18 protein-coding genes are annotated in these 16,734 nt (G+C 40.2%); 2 read left to right on the top strand and 16 right to left on the bottom strand.

The window, feature by feature from the left end:
• Window positions 1-15: 15 nt before the first annotated feature.
• Window positions 16-702, top strand: a complete 687-nt coding sequence (locus I6852_RS04130) for a phosphatase PAP2 family protein (RefSeq protein ID WP_197291325.1) — start codon at window positions 16-18, stop codon at window positions 700-702.
• Between the two features lie 36 nt (window positions 703-738).
• Here the strand turns inward: I6852_RS04130 and I6852_RS04125 are convergent, their stop codons facing one another.
• On the bottom strand, window positions 739-1,695 hold the full coding sequence (locus tag I6852_RS04125) for a COG2958 family protein (protein ID WP_197291326.1): 957 nt from the start codon (window positions 1,693-1,695) through the stop codon (window positions 739-741).
• Window positions 1,692-3,293, bottom strand: coding sequence for an ABC-F family ATP-binding cassette domain-containing protein (locus I6852_RS04120; RefSeq protein WP_197291327.1), 1,602 nt, complete (start codon window positions 3,291-3,293; stop codon window positions 1,692-1,694). Before I6852_RS04120 ends, I6852_RS04125 begins: the two co-directional genes overlap by 4 nt.
• A 197-nt stretch (window positions 3,294-3,490) precedes the next feature.
• Here I6852_RS04120 and I6852_RS04115 point away from each other — a divergent pair, with 197 nt between their 5' ends.
• Complete coding sequence (locus I6852_RS04115) at window positions 3,491-4,468, top strand: GMP reductase (RefSeq protein WP_197291328.1); 978 nt, start codon at window positions 3,491-3,493, stop codon at window positions 4,466-4,468.
• A 22-nt stretch (window positions 4,469-4,490) separates the two neighbouring features.
• Here I6852_RS04115 and gmhA read toward each other — a convergent pair whose 3' ends face one another.
• Genes gmhA through flgE form a run of 14 tightly spaced genes read right to left on the bottom strand, consistent with a single transcriptional unit; the run spans window position 4,491 to window position 16,726 of the window.
• On the bottom strand, window positions 4,491-5,069 hold the full coding sequence (gene gmhA, locus I6852_RS04110; protein WP_197291329.1) for a D-sedoheptulose 7-phosphate isomerase: 579 nt from the start codon (window positions 5,067-5,069) through the stop codon (window positions 4,491-4,493).
• The gene (gene rfaE1, locus I6852_RS04105; protein ID WP_197291330.1) at window positions 5,062-6,453 is read right to left on the bottom strand and encodes a D-glycero-beta-D-manno-heptose-7-phosphate kinase; all 1,392 of its coding nucleotides are present in this window, start codon (window positions 6,451-6,453) and stop codon (window positions 5,062-5,064) included. The genes gmhA and rfaE1 overlap by 8 nt, the downstream gene beginning before the upstream one ends.
• Window positions 6,450-7,439, bottom strand: a complete 990-nt coding sequence (gene rfaD / locus I6852_RS04100) for an ADP-glyceromanno-heptose 6-epimerase (RefSeq protein ID WP_197291331.1) — start codon at window positions 7,437-7,439, stop codon at window positions 6,450-6,452. The genes rfaE1 and rfaD overlap by 4 nt, the downstream gene beginning before the upstream one ends.
• An 8-nt stretch (window positions 7,440-7,447) precedes the next feature.
• On the bottom strand, window positions 7,448-7,972 hold the full coding sequence (gmhB, locus tag I6852_RS04095) for a D-glycero-beta-D-manno-heptose 1,7-bisphosphate 7-phosphatase (protein WP_187300897.1): 525 nt from the start codon (window positions 7,970-7,972) through the stop codon (window positions 7,448-7,450).
• Complete coding sequence (locus I6852_RS04090; protein ID WP_150144026.1) at window positions 7,959-8,717, bottom strand: sulfite exporter TauE/SafE family protein; 759 nt, start codon at window positions 8,715-8,717, stop codon at window positions 7,959-7,961. The genes gmhB and I6852_RS04090 overlap by 14 nt, the downstream gene beginning before the upstream one ends.
• Window positions 8,708-9,379 (bottom strand): type III pantothenate kinase, encoded by a 672-nt coding sequence (locus I6852_RS04085; protein ID WP_197291332.1) that lies wholly within the window; start codon window positions 9,377-9,379, stop codon window positions 8,708-8,710. Before I6852_RS04085 ends, I6852_RS04090 begins: the two co-directional genes overlap by 10 nt.
• 4 nt (window positions 9,380-9,383) lie before the next feature.
• A complete protein-coding gene (pgbB, locus tag I6852_RS04080; RefSeq protein ID WP_197291333.1) occupies window positions 9,384-10,988 on the bottom strand; it encodes a plasminogen-binding protein PgbB in 1,605 nt (534 codons plus the stop codon).
• 4 nt (window positions 10,989-10,992) lie between these two features.
• Window positions 10,993-11,649 (bottom strand): hypothetical protein, encoded by a 657-nt coding sequence (locus I6852_RS04075; RefSeq protein ID WP_197291334.1) that lies wholly within the window; start codon window positions 11,647-11,649, stop codon window positions 10,993-10,995.
• Window positions 11,646-12,083 carry a dUTP diphosphatase gene (dut, locus tag I6852_RS04070; protein WP_000694136.1) on the bottom strand — a complete coding sequence of 146 codons (438 nt, stop codon included), beginning with the start codon at window positions 12,081-12,083 and terminating at the stop codon, window positions 11,646-11,648. Before dut ends, I6852_RS04075 begins: the two co-directional genes overlap by 4 nt.
• The gene (gene greA, locus I6852_RS04065) at window positions 12,073-12,567 is read right to left on the bottom strand and encodes a transcription elongation factor GreA (RefSeq protein WP_001031343.1); all 495 of its coding nucleotides are present in this window, start codon (window positions 12,565-12,567) and stop codon (window positions 12,073-12,075) included. Before greA ends, dut begins: the two co-directional genes overlap by 11 nt.
• A gap of 40 nt (window positions 12,568-12,607) precedes the next feature.
• Complete coding sequence (gene lpxB, locus I6852_RS04060) at window positions 12,608-13,690, bottom strand: lipid-A-disaccharide synthase (RefSeq protein ID WP_197291335.1); 1,083 nt, start codon at window positions 13,688-13,690, stop codon at window positions 12,608-12,610.
• On the bottom strand, window positions 13,690-14,151 hold the full coding sequence (gene mua / locus I6852_RS04055) for a nickel-binding protein Mua (protein WP_197291336.1): 462 nt from the start codon (window positions 14,149-14,151) through the stop codon (window positions 13,690-13,692). Before mua ends, lpxB begins: the two co-directional genes overlap by 1 nt.
• Before the next feature lie 6 nt (window positions 14,152-14,157).
• Window positions 14,158-14,511, bottom strand: a complete 354-nt coding sequence (gene hypA / locus I6852_RS04050; protein ID WP_000545287.1) for a hydrogenase/urease nickel incorporation protein HypA — start codon at window positions 14,509-14,511, stop codon at window positions 14,158-14,160.
• 58 nt (window positions 14,512-14,569) lie between these two features.
• A complete protein-coding gene (gene flgE, locus I6852_RS04045; RefSeq protein WP_000946407.1) occupies window positions 14,570-16,726 on the bottom strand; it encodes a flagellar hook protein FlgE in 2,157 nt (718 codons plus the stop codon).
• Window positions 16,727-16,734 lie beyond the last annotated feature (8 nt).

Genomic DNA, 16,734 nt, shown 5'->3' with positions numbered 1-16,734 from the left:
TTAAAAGGGGTTTGAATGGTATTTGACAGAACAATCAGCGTAAGAGAAAAAAAAGCGGCTAAAACGCTTGGGATTATTGGGATCGTCTTTTTTATTTTGTTTGGCATCGTGATAAGCGGGGTGGCTTTTCAAAAAGAGTGGATCCAACAATTGGATTTATTTTTTATAGACTTGATCCGCAACCCTGCCCCCATTCAAAAAAGCGCGTGGCTTTCTTTCGTGTTTTTTAGCACATGGTTTGCGCAAAGCAAGCTCACCACTCCTATAGCCTTACTCATTGGCTTGTGGTTTGGGTTTCAAAAACGCATCGCTTTGGGGGTGTGGTTTTTCTTTAGCATCTTATTGGGTGAATTCACCTTAAAATCCCTTAAGCTTTTAGTGGCGCGCCCACGGCCTGTAACCAATGGCGAATTGGTTTTTGCGCATGGCTTTAGTTTCCCCAGCGGGCATGCTTTGGCTTCAGCGCTTTTTTACGGCTCTTTGGCGTTGTTGTTATGCTATTCTAACGCAAATGCTCGCATTAAAACGATTATTGCTGTGGTTTTGCTTTTTTGGATTTTTTTAATGGCGTATGATAGGGTTTATTTAGGGGTGCATTACCCTAGCGATGTTTTAGGAGGGTTTTTATTAGGGATTGCTTGGTCGTGTTGCTCTTTAGCGCTTTATTTAGGGTTTTTGAAACGCCCTTATAAAAACGCTTGAAGTGTTTTTAAAAATCTCGTTTTTTAAAAAGAAAGTTTATGAGTTAGGGTATAACTCCTCTTTCTTTTTAACCTCATCAAATTCATCTTTATAGCGGTTTGGGAAATCCGGGTCATAATCCACAACGCTCTTTAAAAAACCGCTGAATTTTTCATTTTTGTTGCTAAGCTCCAAAGCCACGGTGTAATCAATTTTTTCTTTGTATTTAGCGTTCAATAAAATAGCGCTTTTATTCTCATCAGTTCTTAAATCAATCACGCCAATCCCAAAACTCGCATGCAAACGCTTCAATAAATCTATGAGTTGGGGGTTATGCGTATCAATATGACGACCCACTAAATACCCTTCATTAGCCCACGAGCTGTTAGAAATCGCTTGAAAATAACACTCCCTGCAATTATTCACGCTGATTTCTTTTTTCAATTCAAAGCTCACCAGTTTAACGGGCAAAGTGTCAAATTTCTTAGAAAAAGCGATTAAATTTTCATTAGACAATTCAGCATGCAAAAACCTAACCCCCACCATGTCCGGATAAAGCCACCTGTCCATGCCTTTTGGCGATTTCACACTCTCTTCGTGAAAAATGGTTTTCGTGTAGCATTTCAAATTTTCATTATGAATAGCCATGTAAGTTAAAAAGGGGTGTAAATCCCTTTCATGCATGATTTCATGCATGATTTTATTATGCGCGATTTTAGCGCTTGAAACGCTTATTTTTTCAGTATTTAAAACCGGCTCTTTAGCCACATCTTTTAAAGCGATTAAGACCGGCTTTTCTTGCACTTTCAAAAAAGGCACTTCTTCGCCCTTGCTTAAAACTGTATAAATAAAGGCACTAACGCTTCTATCTGGAGTGTTGCCCCCATAATCAAACATGTTTGTAATCTCACCTTTTTCAAAAAGCTCTTTGGCTTTATCATAAACTTCAGTAACCTTAATCGGTCCTGTAATCTCTAAAACGCTTTGAACGATTTCAATGTCCTGCGGTTTCATTTTTTACTCGCTAAATACTCTTCATAACTGCCTTTAAAATCAATGATTGAAGCGCCTTTAGGGCTTGGGACTAATTCAATGATCCTATTAGCATACGCATCAATGAGCTCTCTGTCATGGCTTATGCAAATCACTGCCCCATCAAATTTAAAGAGCGCTTCGCCTAGTGCGATAATGGCTTCTAAATCCAAGTGGTTGGTTGGCTCATCTAAGACTAAAAAATTCCCCCCCTCTAGCATGAGCTTGGATAAAACCATTCGGTGTTTTTCGCCCCCGCTTAAAGCGTTCACGCACTTTTCTTGCTCTTCGCCATTAAAAAGCATCCTCCCTAAAGCGTTCCTAACCTCTGCGCTTTCAATCTTTTTATTGAAATTAAAAAGCCATTGATACAAGGTCTCTTCGCCGCTGATTTCTTCGCTCACGTTTTGAGGGAAATACCCTCTTAAAACGGTCGCTCCCCACTTCACCACGCCCGTATCCGGCTTTAATTCTTCTACTAAAATTTTACAAAGCGTGGATTTACCCACGCCGTTTGGCCCTATGAGGGCGATCTTGTCTTTAGGCATCACTTTCAAGCTCACTTGATTTAAAACGATTTGCCCATCATAACTTTTAGAGATGTTTTCGCACTCTAAAGCTTCATTACCAATGGTGCGTTTGGGTTTAAAAATAATGCTAGGGTCTCTTCTACTAGATACCGCTAAGCTTTGAATGTCTAATTTATCCAGTTGTTTTTGGCGGCTGGTGGCTTGCTTGGCTTTAGAAGCGTTAGCGCTAAAACGAGCGATGAATTTTTCTAGCTCTTCTTTTTCTTTGAGTTTTTTATTGCGTTCGGCTTCTTGCTGTTTAGCGATCAAGGTAGAAGCGATATACCAATCGTCGTAATTCCCGCTAAATTCGCGCACGCTGTAAAAATCCAAATCCAAAATGTGCGTGCATACCGCATTTAAAAAATGCCTGTCATGGCTGATGACTACCATCGTGCCTTCATGGCGTTTGAGGTTGTTTTCTAGCCATTCAATGGCGTTTAAATCCAGGTTGTTCGTAGGCTCATCTAAAAGCAAAATATCCGGTTTAGGGAACAAGACTTGAGCGAGAAGGATTTTAAATTTATCGCTGCTTGGCAAGGTTTTCATCAAATCGTTGTGTTTAGAGCTAGGAATGCCTAAATCTTCTAGGATTTTTTCAATCGCCACTTCGCATTCATACATGGGATCTTCTTCCACGCAAATGGTTTCTAACTCCCCTAGTCTCGCATTCACTTTATCATCGCTCAAATCCCCTTCGGTGTATAAGCGCTCTTTTTCTTTGATAGCGTCATACAAACGCTTATTGCCTATCAAAACCGCATCTTTAAGGCTCAAATCTTCAAAAGCGTATTGATCCTGCCCTAAAACCCCCATTCTCATCCCGCTTGTGATGATGACTTCGCCACTGCTGCAATCAATGCTCTTGCTTAAAATCTTTAAAAAAGTGGACTTCCCTGCCCCATTAGCCCCAATCAGCCCGTAGCGCTTGTTTTTATCCAGCTTGATATTCACGTTTTCAAACAATTTTTTAGTCGCATAGCGTTGCGTTAAGTTGATGGTTTGCAGCATCTTATGATTTCCTTATTTTTTGTAATTAGAGAAAGTTTATTGTAGCGTTTTCTTTGCAATATTGTAACCCTTGCTTATTATGGTTATTCATAAGGCCTTTGACGCCCAAAATTTGATCGAGCCCATATCATTTCCTCTTGATTTTTTATTAAATTTAAGGTAAAAATAATGTTTTAAAGCAAAAAAGGATCAAGTCATTGAAAGTATTTGATTACGAAGATGTCCAACTCATTCCTAATAAATGCATTGTGAATAGCCGTTCAGAATGCGATACGACTGTTATTCTAGGCAAACATGCGTTTAAAATGCCCATAGTTCCAGCCAACATGCAAACAATCATCAACGAATCGATCGCAGAATTTCTAGCAGAAAATGGCTATTTCTATATCATGCACCGCTTTAATGGATCGGCAAGAATCCCGTTTGTCAAAAAGATGAAGGAACGCCAATGGATCAGCTCAATCAGCGTTGGGGTGAAAAAGGAAGAATATCTTTTGATAGAAGAGTTAGCCAAACAAGGATTAACGCCAGACTATATCACAATCGATATTGCGCATGGCCATTCAAATTCTGTCATTGAAATGATCCAACGCATCAAAACGCGTTTGCCCGAAACTTTTGTGATTGCCGGGAATGTAGGCACGCCAGAAGCGGTCCGTGAATTAGAGAACGCCGGTGCTGACGCTACGAAAGTTGGCATCGGGCCTGGGAAGGTGTGTATCACTAAAATCAAAACAGGCTTTGGCACGGGTGGTTGGCAACTGGCGGCTCTTAGGTGGTGCGCTAAAGCGGCAAGAAAGCCCATTATTGCAGATGGTGGCATTCGCACGCATGGGGATATTGCAAAATCCATACGCTTTGGAGCGACAATGGTGATGATTGGCTCGCTTTTTGCAGGGCATGAAGAATCATCTGGAGAAACAAAAATAGAAAATGGTATCGCATACAAAGAATATTTCGGTTCGGCATCAGAGTTTCAAAAAGGTGAAAAGAAAAATATAGAAGGTAAGAAAATTTGGATCCAACATAAAGGATCACTAAAAGACACGCTGATTGAAATGCAACAAGATTTGCAATCTTCAATCTCCTATGCAGGTGGGAGAGACCTTGAAGCGATCCGGAAAGTGGATTATGTGATTGTGAAAAATTCAATTTTCAATGGGGACACGATCTAAAAAAATCAATGAAACAATAAAACTAATTTTTACGAGCGAAATGCCTTTCAATGCAGTCGCATAAGATATGGATCATAAGAATGTGCATTTCTTGGATTCGTGGGGTGTCATCGCTAGGGACAATCAAAGCCATATCGCTTAAAGGCTTCATTTTCCCCCCATCACGCCCCGCTAAACTAAGCGTTTTTACCCCTAAATCTTTGGCTTTTTCATAAGCTTTTAGGACATTTTTGGAATTACCGCTTGTAGAAATCCCTATCAAAACATCGTTTTTTACCCCTAGTGCTTCCACTTGTCTGGCAAACACTTCTTCATAACCATAATCGTTCGCAATGGCGGTGAGAGCTGAGGTATCCGTACTTAAACTTATTGCGCTCAAGCCTTTCCTTTCTAGTTTATAGCGCCCAGTCAATTCAGCGGCAAAATGCTGCGCATCGCTAGCACTCCCCCCGTTACCGCAAATAAGGATTTTCCCTTGATTTTCTAAAGTTTCTATCAAAAGATAAACGCTTTGCTTTAACGCTTCTTGCAAACCCTCTAAACTTTTTTCTAACGCTTCCTTATGGGCTAAAAATTCTTTTTTAATTAAACCATCAATCATTGCATGTCCTTTTAATTTTTTCTATGATAGCGCTTGTGGAATAACCTTCTCCAAACTCCATCAAGCGGGTTTCTTTAGCAAACTCGCTCCCTATGACTTCTTTATTGAGATAGTCCGCTCCCTTGACTAAAATATCAGGCTTTAGGGCTTGAATTAATTTGATGGGCGTGTCTTCTTCAAACACCACAACATAATCCACGCAAGACAAACTCGCTAAAAGAAACGCTCTGTCTTTTTCGCTCACTATGGGGCGTTTATCCCCCTTAAGCCTTTTGATGGAAGCGTCGCTATTTAACCCCACAACAAGAATATCCCCCAAAGCTTTAGCCTTTTGCAAATAACTCGCATGCCCTTTATGGAGGAGATCAAAACAGCCATTGGTGAAAACGATTTTTTGCTGATGGTGTTCTAAAGTTTCTAACAGCTTTTCTAAAGGGAGGATTTTGGGGTGCGTTTGGTTTAAAATCAAAGCGATTTCTTCTAAACTCGCTAATGCACTCCCCATTTTACCCACCACCACCGCCGCAGCCGCATTGGCAAACTCGCAAGCATCTTTTAGGCTCATCGATTCTAATAAAGAGAGCGTTAAAGACGCGATCACCGTATCGCCTGCCCCCGTGACATCATAAATCTCTTTAGCGATAGTGGGGCAATTGACTAGCTCGCCTTTTTCTAAAAAAGCGATGCCTTGTTCGCTCAAAGTTACTAAAGGCATAGCGATTTGATAAGTTTCTTTTAAGATTTGGAGCGCTTTTGATAAATTAGCATGGCTGTCTAACTTCAAATGGAGCGCATGCTCTAATTCAGCGCGATTAGGCGTGATCAAACTCGCATGAGAATATTTGCTATAATCTTTCCCTTTAGGGTCGCATAAAATGAGCTTGTGGTGTTGGTTGGCTAGCGTGATGATAGTTTGAGTGAGTTCAAAATCCAACACGCCCTTATTGTAATCTGAAAGGATCACGCCATCTATTTCTTGGATTTTTTCTGTGAAAAAATCTAAAAGTTTTTTTCTTAAATCAGCGTTTAAGGGGTCTTTGATTTCCTTATCCACGCGCACGATTTGCTGGTTTTGCGCGATAATGCGCGTCTTAAGCGTGGTGCAACGGGTTTTATCTATCAAAATGCCTGAAGTGTCAATCCCTCTTGTTTTTAAAGCGCTAATGAAATGCTTGCCCTCTAAATCATCGCCCACTGCCCCACATAAAAAGACTTTAGCTTTTAAAGAGGTAAGGTTATTAGCCACATTGGCCGCTCCGCCTAAATTCTTGCTCTCTTTTTTGACTTCTAAAACAGGTACAGGGGCTTCAGGCGAAAGCCGCTCGCTCTTCCCCCACAAATAATAATCAGCGATTAGATCGCCTACGACTAGGATTTTTTTCATGCACGCTGTCCTTTAAAAATCGCATGGATATGGGGCAAATAATCTTTAATACCGCTTTCCAAATCGTATAAAGGGGTGTAATCTAAATCCAAAATAGTGGGTTCAATGTGCGCTTGGGTGTGCTTTTGGAAAAAAGTATAAGGGTTTTTAATATAGCTCACTTTAAAATCCCCTAAATGCTCTTTTAAAATGCTAACGATTTCATTATAACTCCTGGCTTGTGAATAACCCACATTATAAACCCCACTTTTTTGAGCCTTCATTGCTTTCACATTCGCTTGAATCACATCTTCAATATAGACAAAATCCCTTAACTGCTCGCCAAATTCAAAGAGCTTAACTTCCTTAAACGCCATCGCGCTTAAAGCGAGCTGCAAAACCATGGAAGCGGTTTTTTCTTTATAAAATTCCCTAGGCCCATAGACATTAAAATACCTTAAGCCCACAACGTTATCGCTTGAATGGAATCGGACAAATTCGTCCATGCAAAGTTTGGAAAAGCCATAAATGTTTTCAGGGCTTTCGTTTGAGCCTACTATATTGGGGGCTTTGGTGTTGCCATAAACGCCCGCTGAAGAAGCGTAAATCACCTTAGCCTTTTTTGATCGAGCGATTTCTAAAAGGTTTAAAAAAGCCTGATAATTGGTTTTCATCACTAATTCTTGATCCAGCATGGTCGTATCAGAAACAGCGGCTTGGTGGAACAAATAATCAAAATGCAATTTTTCTAAACGCCTTAAATCTAAGGGATTATTAATATCAGCTATGATCACTTCGCCCTTAAAACCGATTAAATTCTTAAAATGCCCTAAAGAACTGGGGCGGTTATTACTGAAAAGCGTGTTACTGCGAAACTTATCCAAAATGATTACTTTAGCTTTAGGGTGGTTCTCTTGAAAATAAAAGGCCAGATTACTGCCTACAAAGCCAGCCCCACCGGTGATTAAAATCGTTTGATTTTCTAATCCATCATCAATATAACGCATTACTATCCTTATTTAATCCAATCAATCATCTCTTTAAGATTTTTACATTGTATCCAAGAATGAGGAGTTTTTAAAAAATTTGTAGTCAATAAAAGGTTGTTTTTAACTTTAGCGTTCAAGCCGGCTAACATGTCGCTCTCTTTATCGCCTATCATAAAAGATCGCTCCAAGCAAATTTGATGCTCTTTAGCGGCTTGTAAAATCAAAAAGGGCTTTGGCTTCCTGCAAGCGCAATTTTCTTCTGGGGCGTGCCTGCAAAAATAGACGCCATCCAAATTAAAACCTAATTCTTTGAGTAAGCTTTCTTGGAGATATGCGGTGAGGTTTTCAAAATCTTTAAGGGTGTAATAGCCCCGGTTGATCCCGGATTGGTTGGTGATTAAAAGCAATTTGTAGCCTAAAGTTTTCGCATGCTTTAGCAATTCAAAAATCCCTTTTTGAAACTCAAAATCTTTTTTTTGGCTCACATAGCCTTTATCAATATTGATAATGCCGTCTCTGTCCAAAAAAAGGGCTTTGTTAGTGGTGATCATGGAAGTGGCTCTCTTGCTGTGGTGTGGCGTTGTTTTGATGGCGCATCATATCGCTTTGGTGGTGCATCGCATGGGGTGTTTGGTGGCTAATGAGCATGATCCCCATATAAAGGACATAAAGCCCAAAAACCCCCATTAAGCCTTTAGACAAAAGATTGAAAAATTTCCTGTAAGAAATAGAAATTTTGCTTAAAAAAATCCCCATTAAAAACAACGGCACGCTGGTGCCAAGCCCAAAAGAAAGGCCTAACATCGCTCCCATAAACGCGCTATGACTGAGAATCACGATCGCCAAAAACGAATACACCATCATGCAAGGTAAAAACCCGTTCAGCACGCCTAAAAAATACAGCCCTAGAATGTTTTGAGATTGCAAGGTTTTTTTCATCAAAAAAGAGATGAAAGGGATTTGAAAGCTTAATTTTTCCGCTTTAGCTCCCAAGAGTGCTAAAAGGATTAAAACAATCCCCATGCTCATCAATAAAACACCCCTAAAGCCCATACCCACGCTAAGACTATGCCCTAAACCTGCCGTTATAGCCCCTAAAAGCATGTAGGTGCTGATCCTCCCTAAATTATAGAGGGCATGGCAAGTGAGCTGGTAAGAAAAGCTTGTAACTTTAGAAAATCTTATTTGACTAAACGCGCTCACAATCCCCCCACACATGCCCACACAATGCCCTAAAGACATGCTCAAAGCGGCTAAAAACATGCCCAAAAAACTCAAATTCTGCATCATTTGCATTCTAGTATCCCTGCTTTTTTAAGAGCGATCTCCATCCCATCAAAAACCAAACGCTCCTTGCAAACAGAATGGGGTAAAAACGCACTCAAATACTTCGCATCGCCCCCACAAAGATAGATTTTTTGATCTTTGGCTAAATGCTGGATACAAGCAATGACGCTCAAAACCATGCCGTAATTCACAGCGTCTCTAGTGTTTTTAGGTAAAACTTCTAAAGAATCTAAGGCCCTGAAAGGTTGCTCTAAAATTTTAGCGCTTTTTTTATACGCATGAATATATTGGGCTAAACCGGGTAAAATACACCCTCCCAAATGCTTGCTCTCTTTAATTAAATCAATCGTAATCGCGCTCCCCGCATCCACCACCACGCCATTATTTACCGCCAAACACGCCATTTGCCGGTCTATCCCAAGCCCTATATAGTCGGTTTCTAAATGAAAAAACCCTGCAATATTTTTAGCGTTAGGGTAACAATTTAAAAGGGCTTTTTCATTTTCTTCATTCACGCTAATGTAAAAAATTTCCTTTTGAATACCCAAACGCTTTAAATCTTCTTTAGCGCTTGAAAAGAGCTGATAATTTTGTGCGAAATGGATGCGCGTGTTGCCTATATCGCATAAAATTAGGTTTTTCAAATCTGTAAAAGATTGCCTAGCTGGCATAGACTCACTTTTTATTCATTTCTAAAGCTTTTCTTCTTTCTTCAAGCTCTTTTTCATCTCTTTCTTGATGCTCTCTCGCTCTTTGTTCAAATTCTCTAGCCCTTTGTTCGGCTTTGGCTTTTTTCTTTTCTTCTTTCAAGCGGCGTTTTTCTTCTTTAGAATTTGGTTTATTCTCTTCTTTAGAAGCCTTGTTCTCTTTAGGAGCGTTTTGTTTTTCGCCTTGTTGGGTGGCGTTATTTTGATCCTTAATAGGCTCAGGCCTTCTGGTTTTAACCTCTTCTTCTTCAAACCCGCTATTTCTTGGCTTAATTTTGTTTTCTTCTAAAGGCTTTTCTTTAGCTTTATGCCTTTCTTGCAAATAAATAGGAGCGTTCCCTTTTTCGCCTTTTTGAGATTTTTTAGATGCAGATTTTTCCACAACGGGATAAAGTTTTGGTTTAAAATCATTATAATCTAAATAGTAGCGATCATAATACACCCGATTTTTATCATAAAACACCCCTTTATCCAAACGATTAGATGAAAAAAACTTAAAACTGCCTATAGACGGCGTTTTATAGACATTATACGAATCAAAATCATTCAAATCCACCTCTATCACATACCCGCGCTTTTCTAAAGAATACAATTTATTATGGTTTAATACAATGGTATTGAGCGAAGCAAAGGGCAGTTTCACGCTGTTTAATTCCCTCAAACTCTTATCCATTTGCAAAATCTGCCCGTCTAGCGTGAGCACATATAAAGTCCCCTTATCATAAAGCAAGTCTATAATATCCCCATCATAGTTGAACTCTTGACCGCTCACGACTGAGAGTATTCTTTTCCCTGTAGAAGCGATCATGTTATTGCCATCTACGATAAGGTAAGTGATGTTGTTGAAAAACTTATCGCTGCTGATAACAATGTTTCTAATAGGCGTGGGGTTTCCATGCACATAATCCACGACCAACAAGCGCCCATCTAGCATAGGGAACACCACGACCGTATCCATAAAAATAGGCATCGCCATTAAAGAATTGATCGTGGTGCTTGGGGAACCTTTTTCGCTAAAAAGCAATTTTTGAGAAGTGATGTCGTATAAATTCGCTGAATTGTCCGCTAACACCACCGCTAAAAGATTCCCTTTAACGCTCGCGCTCAAGGCAAAAGTTTCCAAAGGAATGATGATAGATTGTTGGCTGGCGTTAGGGTTATTGCTAATCAATTCCACTTGATGACAGACTTTATCTTGGACTTCCGCTTCAACGCCCTTTAATTTCAATTCCGTTTCTTCAGTTTTAGCCACCTTTCTTTTGCTTGTTTTTTTATCAATTTTGTTCAAACAATCTTGCGCAAGGATGAAAAACCCTTGACTCTCATTTAAAAAACTGCTTTCGTAATTGAAATTCTTACCGATTCTTAGCTGCGTTAAACCTTTATCGCCTATAACCGCTCCATTTTTCAAAATGGCTCCATAACGATTAGACGAAACGATACTTTCTTGCAAATGGTTAGGGAAATACGCTTCGCCTTTAACCTGGTGTTTAGCGGGTTTGAAGTATTTTTTCATGTTACAGCCGCTAAAGACAATTAGGGCTATGAGTAAGATTAAAAATGGTTTATTCATCAAATCAATGCGTTCCTTGAATGGTTTCTTTCTTTAGATTGGTTGGTTTGGAAGGGTTTTGCTGAATATCTTCTAACATTCCATAGTGTTTTAAAACAGAGATTATAGCATAGAGTGAAGAACTTAGAGGGATAGCGGATAAACTTTGATGCGCTTTTTTGATCGCGTCTTTAGAATTTTCCTCATACAACAAGTTCACTTCTTGTAAAGCGCTCATTTCTTTAAGAACGGGGCTTTTTTCAAGCAAGTTTTTATCTCTAGAGAGCGATGCGTAAGAATATTGTGCAAAAGTTTTAACGATTTCATTAGAAGATTGCGAAAGCTTTTTAAACTCGTTTGCATCGTTTCTTTCACTCGCTCTGGCGAATTGATACAAGTCATACAACTCTGGGGCGACTTCTTTCAATCTTTTTTGCAAGGCTATATTATTAGGACTCTCTAGCACTTCATTATAAATTTGAGTGATCCGCTCTCTCGTTTGCTCATGCTTATAATCTTGTAATTTTGTATCCCCCAAATAAGCGATAAAAGCCACCACAATAAACAACAACACCCACTTGTAGCGTTTGAAAAACTTTTCTAACCTAAACGCCCCCTCTAAAAGCTTTTCATCGCTTTTAAATTCGTTTCTAACCTGCTCTAAATTTTCCTTAATATTCATGCCTTGCTCACTCCTGTGCTGCCAAATCCTCCGCTACCCCTTGAAGTTTCATCTAATTGTTCGCATTCTATAAATTCGGCTTTATAAGTTTTTTGAACCACCCCTTGAGCGATCCTATCCCCTACCTGGACTTTAAAATCTTTATCGCTTAAATTCGCTAAAATGACCTTAATTTCGCCCCTATAATCATTATCTACCGTGCCAGGAGAGTTTAACACCATCACCTGATGATTCAAAGCCAAGCCACTACGGGTGCGCACTTGCAATTCATACCCCACTTCTAAAGACAAACAAATCCCTATTTTCACCAACCCCACGCTATGAGGTTTGATCGTTACTTCTTCTACAGCATGCAAATCAAAGCCTGAAGAACCCTCGGTTTGGTATTCAGGGATAAGGGCGTTTGGGTGGATTTTTTGGATTTTAATTTTCATCAAAACAAATCTCTTTATAATAAATGTCTAAAATTTCAAAATCGCTCTCGCCATTGGGTAATTGAATGCTCACCGCATCGCCCTTGCTCTTACCGATCAAACTCTTAGCGATCGGCGAACCAAAAGAGATTAACCCTTTAGCCGGATCGCTCTCCACGCTCCCTACTATCGTGTAAGAAAACTCTTTATCGTTATCCAAATTAAGGATTTTAATCGTGCTGCCAAAACTCACTTTATTATGGGCTAAAACGCTCGGATCAATCACTTGAGCGTTAGCGACAATTTCGCTTAAATCCACGATTCTCGCTTCAATGAAGCGTTGTTTTTCTTTAGCGGCATGGTATTCAGCGTTTTCTTTCAAATCCCCATGCCCTCTAGCAATATCAATTTCTTTCACAATATTAGGCCGTTCCACCTCTTTTAATTGCTTTAATTCCGCGCAAATTTTATTGTATCCATGCATACTCATAGGTTCTTTATTCATTTAATCTCCTAAGCTTATTCAGTAGAGATTATAGTAAAAATTAAGTTAAATTCAGCAAAAAAGCCATTTCATTAGCGATTTTTCTCGCGCTCCCACTGGCTAAATATTCCCTTAATCTCAAACTTTCTTTAAAATAGCGTTCCCTATCCATTTCTTCATACGCTTTTAACAAACCCTCTACGCTCAAAAAATGCTGGATCAATTCCGGGTGCAATTGGCTCTCCCCAAGCCCTGGAGTTTCATCATTTAAGGCGTTATAAAAAATATTAGCGAGTCCTATATAATGCAAATTGACCAACATTCTAGCGATCAAAAAATCCATCGTTTTAGCCCTATACGCTAACACAAAAGGCGTGCCAATCAAAGCGGCCTCTAAAGTCGCTGTGCCGCTGCAAATGAACGCAAATTCCGCTTCAAACAAACTCTTATGCGCATCATAAGAAATTTCAAATAATTGAATGTCTTCTCCATAAAGGGCTTTCAAATCCAACCCCTTAAAGAAACTCGGCACCACCAACACACGCCTTTTAAACCTTTCGTTTTGTTCTAAAATTTGAGCTACTTTGACAAACAAAGGGAACATTTTAGCGATTTCGCTTTTCCTGCTTCCTGGCATAAACACTAGAGTTTCGCCCTTAATATCTTTTTTATAGTATTTAATTTCATCTAATAAAGGGTGTCCCACATATTGGGCTTTTTTTTGGTAATAGCCCACTTCAAAAGGCAAAATCGCCCCCAAAAAATCGCAGTATTTTTCAAGGCTTTTAGCGCGCCATTTTTTCCATGCCCAAACTTGCGGTAAAATATAATACATGATTTTTTTATGAGGGTCTTGTTTTTTGATTTTTTTGGCTAGGGGGATATTGAAAGAAGAAGAATCCATTAAAAGCACCAAGTCCGCTTGCTTGGCTAATTGGACCATTTCTTTATGGGCTTTGAGTAAAAACCCCAAACGGCCTATCACATCTCTAAAACCCATGACAGAAAATTCTCTAGGGCTATAGAGCGCGTCTTTCCCTTCAAACACCCCAATGAAACGATAATCTTTGGGCAAATTGCGCCGTAACTTCTCTAAATGCACATTAGAGCTCGCTTCTAAAGCGCTCACTAAAATCGTGGGCATTATTTGTCTTTCAAAAGGTTTTGGACTTGATAGAGCTTGATTTCTTTGTGCAAATCCCTCAATTCAATTTTGAGCAACAAATTTTCAAAATCTTTTTTAGAAAGATGGTTTTTTAAAAGCCTGTTTTCGCGCAAAACGCTGCGGTATTGCAAGTAAATCCCTTCATCAAACACACGCTTGCTTGGTTTTGCCATGATAACCTGATTATCACTAGTGAAAACCTCCACTTCTTCAAGAGCTTTAGGGAAAATCCATTCTTCTCCTGTGTTTTGTGTTTCTTTGTTTAAGCGGGAGTTTTCTTTTTCTAATTTTTTTTGACAGATTTCTTGTTTCAAACCTTTTAAAGCGCTCTTTTTCTTACGCAAGATTTCTTGGACTTGCTTCAATTCCAAACGGATTTTTTTTAAAACTTCTCTAGTGTCTTCAATTTCTTGTTGGTAAGCGTTCAATTCTTCTTGCATCAGTTTTTATTCCGCTAACATTTCTAAAGACAACAAACGCATTTCATTGCCTTGAGTGATAATAACATTCTTGCTGTGGCATTTCTCACACACCCCATAATCTAGGGCGTTAGGCTTAAAAACATGCGAACAATCCTTACACTCTAATTCAACCTTTTCATCCACAATGTCTAAAACAGCGTCCTTACACACCAAAGATTCTTCTCTAAAAGTCTCAAACGCGCTCACAAACAAGCTCTTATCCATAGCACTTCTTTCACCAATACCGACCACGACTCTTTCAATCTTATGGGCTTGATTCTTCTTCGCATGCTCTTCGCAAAGAGCGATTAAAGAAGAAACGACCGAGTATTCATGCATGCTAAACCTTAATCTTTAAATTAGCCCCTATTATATTGTATTAGAGTAATCCTTTGGTTTATTGCTTGAGATTCAATAGGGTGTTAAGGATTTGATCGGATGTGGTTACCGCTTTAGAGTTTGCTTGAAATCCCCTTTGAACCACAATCAAATTCGTTAAACTCCGGCTCAAATCCACATTACTAGATTCTAATTTAGATCCTGAAATCGAACCCCTGCGCCCCGTATTAGCCGCACCGATTAAGGCTTGCCCAGAGTTTCCGGTTTGAGAAAAGACATTCCCACCCAAAGCCTGTAAGCCCGCATCGTTAGCGAAATTCGCTAAAGCCACTTGAGCGAGCGCTAAAGTCCTGCCATTACTGAACGCCCCTAAAAGCACCCCGTCTGAATCAAAGCGGACATCCATCAAATCGCCCGCTTGATAGCCGTTTTGCTCAATCGCATAAGTTTCAGAAATCTTATCCACGCTTGTCAATCCGTCAAAACTCCCTGAGGAACCAAAGGCCAAATTGATGCGTTGGGGGGCATCAGCGCCATTTTTAGGATCAAATTGCAAAAGAGGCGGGTTCATGCCTGCGAGCGATCCGTCGTTATTAAAATGCAAACGGCCTCCTTCAAACACATTAGGCCTAGCCGCTGACCCCCCTACTAATTCCCCAGGCTCAGGCACGATCACTCTAAAATTCCATTCCGCTCCCCCACTCCTATAAAACTCAATGCGCATGGCGTGTTTAGTGCCTAAGCTGTCTATCACATCAATGCTTGTCGCATGCGTAGCGTGGGTGAATTTAGAACTGCTGGCTGACGCTCCCCCTTCAATTAAAGAAGCGGTATTAAGCCCTTTCATGGCATTTTTAAACAAAACATTGTTCGTTACGCTGTCTGAAGAATACCCGCTCACAAAGATATTAAGATTTTCTTTAATGACATTTTTATTGTCTTTATTGTTGATTTCAAACATGCCGTATTGGTTGACAGTAACTCCTATAGAAGCGGCTGAGTCTTGGTAATTGTCCGCTAAACTAGGATCTTTAACGATATTAGCGTCATGCTGGATTAAGGCACGCAAGTCTTCAGTGGTCCTAAACTGCCCAATATCCGCATTAGGGCTAATAGAATGCGTGTAGCTGTATTTGAAAGCCGTTACGTCTTTATCGCCGTCTAAAAAGTTAGCGAACGCTCCGGTCCCGGCTTGAGTGACCACAATGTTTTTAAGCTTTTCATCGCCGTCTAATTCATTGGTGTTTTCCAAACGCAATTGCTTGCCGTCTAAATAAGCTTCAATGCCCGTTTGGCTTTTGACTGCATTGATCGCATTTTTCGCCGCTACTAAGCTTGAAGTCCTGCTCACCGCTGAATCGTTCGTGAAAGAAATCTTAACCCCATTCAACTCAAGCGTGCTGTTTTCTGCAGAAGGGAGGATGTCTTTGACCATTTTTGCGCTCTTATAGCTCACCCAAATCCCTTGATTTTCATTCAATAAAAGAGCGTCGCCATCTTCATTGTATAAAGAACCCATGTCTTCGGCGACTTGAGCTAAATTCGTGCCTGAATCATACACCGGATTAATGCCATCTGAAGGGGTTTTGGCTGAAGAATCCAAAGCGAATATCGCCGCTGTTTGATCGGCATGCCTTCCGGCGTTTAAATTCGCCCTCATAGAAATGCGGTTACTCGCTCTAGCTGGCATCACCATTCCTGGATCAATTCTAATGTTTTCTAAAGGACCGGTGTTATCCACTTTTAAAGCGTCCGTATCGCTCCCTTTATTGCCGGTATCGCTCCCGTTTCTCACCCACCCTTGCACCACAAGCCCGCCGGTGGTAACCAAACTCCCTTGCGAGTCAAAAAGAAACTCCCCATCTCTAGTGAAATTGCGCGTGATCCCCCTATCAGGGCTAATGATAAAAAAGCCATCGCCTTGAATCGCTAGATCGGTTTTGACATCTGTGTTTTGGATATTGCCTTGTGAAAAGATTTTAGTCGTCGCATCCACGCCTACCCCAAGCCCCACAGAAAAGTCATTCTGCCCTGCTAACCCGTTTTTATAGGGTGCGGTAGCGATGAGCTTGACTTGAGAGAGCATATCCACAAAAGAAGCCCTAGAATATTTAAACCCAGTGGTATTCACGTTCGCAATATTATTACTCTCAATATCCAAAGCGATTTGGTGGGCTTGCATCCCATTGACACCAGACCATAAAGACCTAAGCATGGTTATCC

The organism is Helicobacter pylori, assembly GCF_015904775.1.
Classification (GTDB): Bacteria; Campylobacterota; Campylobacteria; order Campylobacterales; family Helicobacteraceae; genus Helicobacter; species Helicobacter pylori_DM.
This window is presented reverse-complemented; position numbering and strand designations above follow the sequence as displayed.

Coding starts and splice junctions, on each gene's coding strand:
- pgbB (WP_197291333.1), bottom strand. CDS start 10,988: ATGAATAAACCATTTTTAATCTTACTCATAGCCCTAATTGTCTTTAGC.
- hypA (WP_000545287.1), bottom strand. CDS start 14,511: ATGCATGAATACTCGGTCGTTTCTTCTTTAATCGCTCTTTGCGAAGAG.
- gmhB (WP_187300897.1), bottom strand. CDS start 7,972: ATGATCACCACTAACAAAGCCCTTTTTTTGGACAGAGACGGCATTATC.
- lpxB (WP_197291335.1), bottom strand. CDS start 13,690: ATGCCCACGATTTTAGTGAGCGCTTTAGAAGCGAGCTCTAATGTGCAT.
- mua (WP_197291336.1), bottom strand. CDS start 14,151: ATGCAAGAAGAATTGAACGCTTACCAACAAGAAATTGAAGACACTAGA.
- rfaE1 (WP_197291330.1), bottom strand. CDS start 6,453: ATGAAAAAAATCCTAGTCGTAGGCGATCTAATCGCTGATTATTATTTG.
- greA (WP_001031343.1), bottom strand. CDS start 12,567: ATGAATAAAGAACCTATGAGTATGCATGGATACAATAAAATTTGCGCG.
- I6852_RS04125 (WP_197291326.1), bottom strand. CDS start 1,695: ATGAAACCGCAGGACATTGAAATCGTTCAAAGCGTTTTAGAGATTACA.
- I6852_RS04075 (WP_197291334.1), bottom strand. CDS start 11,649: ATGAATATTAAGGAAAATTTAGAGCAGGTTAGAAACGAATTTAAAAGC.
- I6852_RS04085 (WP_197291332.1), bottom strand. CDS start 9,379: ATGCCAGCTAGGCAATCTTTTACAGATTTGAAAAACCTAATTTTATGC.
- rfaD (WP_197291331.1), bottom strand. CDS start 7,439: ATGCGTTATATTGATGATGGATTAGAAAATCAAACGATTTTAATCACC.
- flgE (WP_000946407.1), bottom strand. CDS start 16,726: ATGCTTAGGTCTTTATGGTCTGGTGTCAATGGGATGCAAGCCCACCAA.
- dut (WP_000694136.1), bottom strand. CDS start 12,083: ATGAAAATTAAAATCCAAAAAATCCACCCAAACGCCCTTATCCCTGAA.
- gmhA (WP_197291329.1), bottom strand. CDS start 5,069: ATGATTGATGGTTTAATTAAAAAAGAATTTTTAGCCCATAAGGAAGCG.
- I6852_RS04090 (WP_150144026.1), bottom strand. CDS start 8,717: ATGCAAATGATGCAGAATTTGAGTTTTTTGGGCATGTTTTTAGCCGCT.
- I6852_RS04120 (WP_197291327.1), bottom strand. CDS start 3,293: ATGCTGCAAACCATCAACTTAACGCAACGCTATGCGACTAAAAAATTG.
- I6852_RS04130 (WP_197291325.1), top strand. CDS start 16: ATGGTATTTGACAGAACAATCAGCGTAAGAGAAAAAAAAGCGGCTAAA.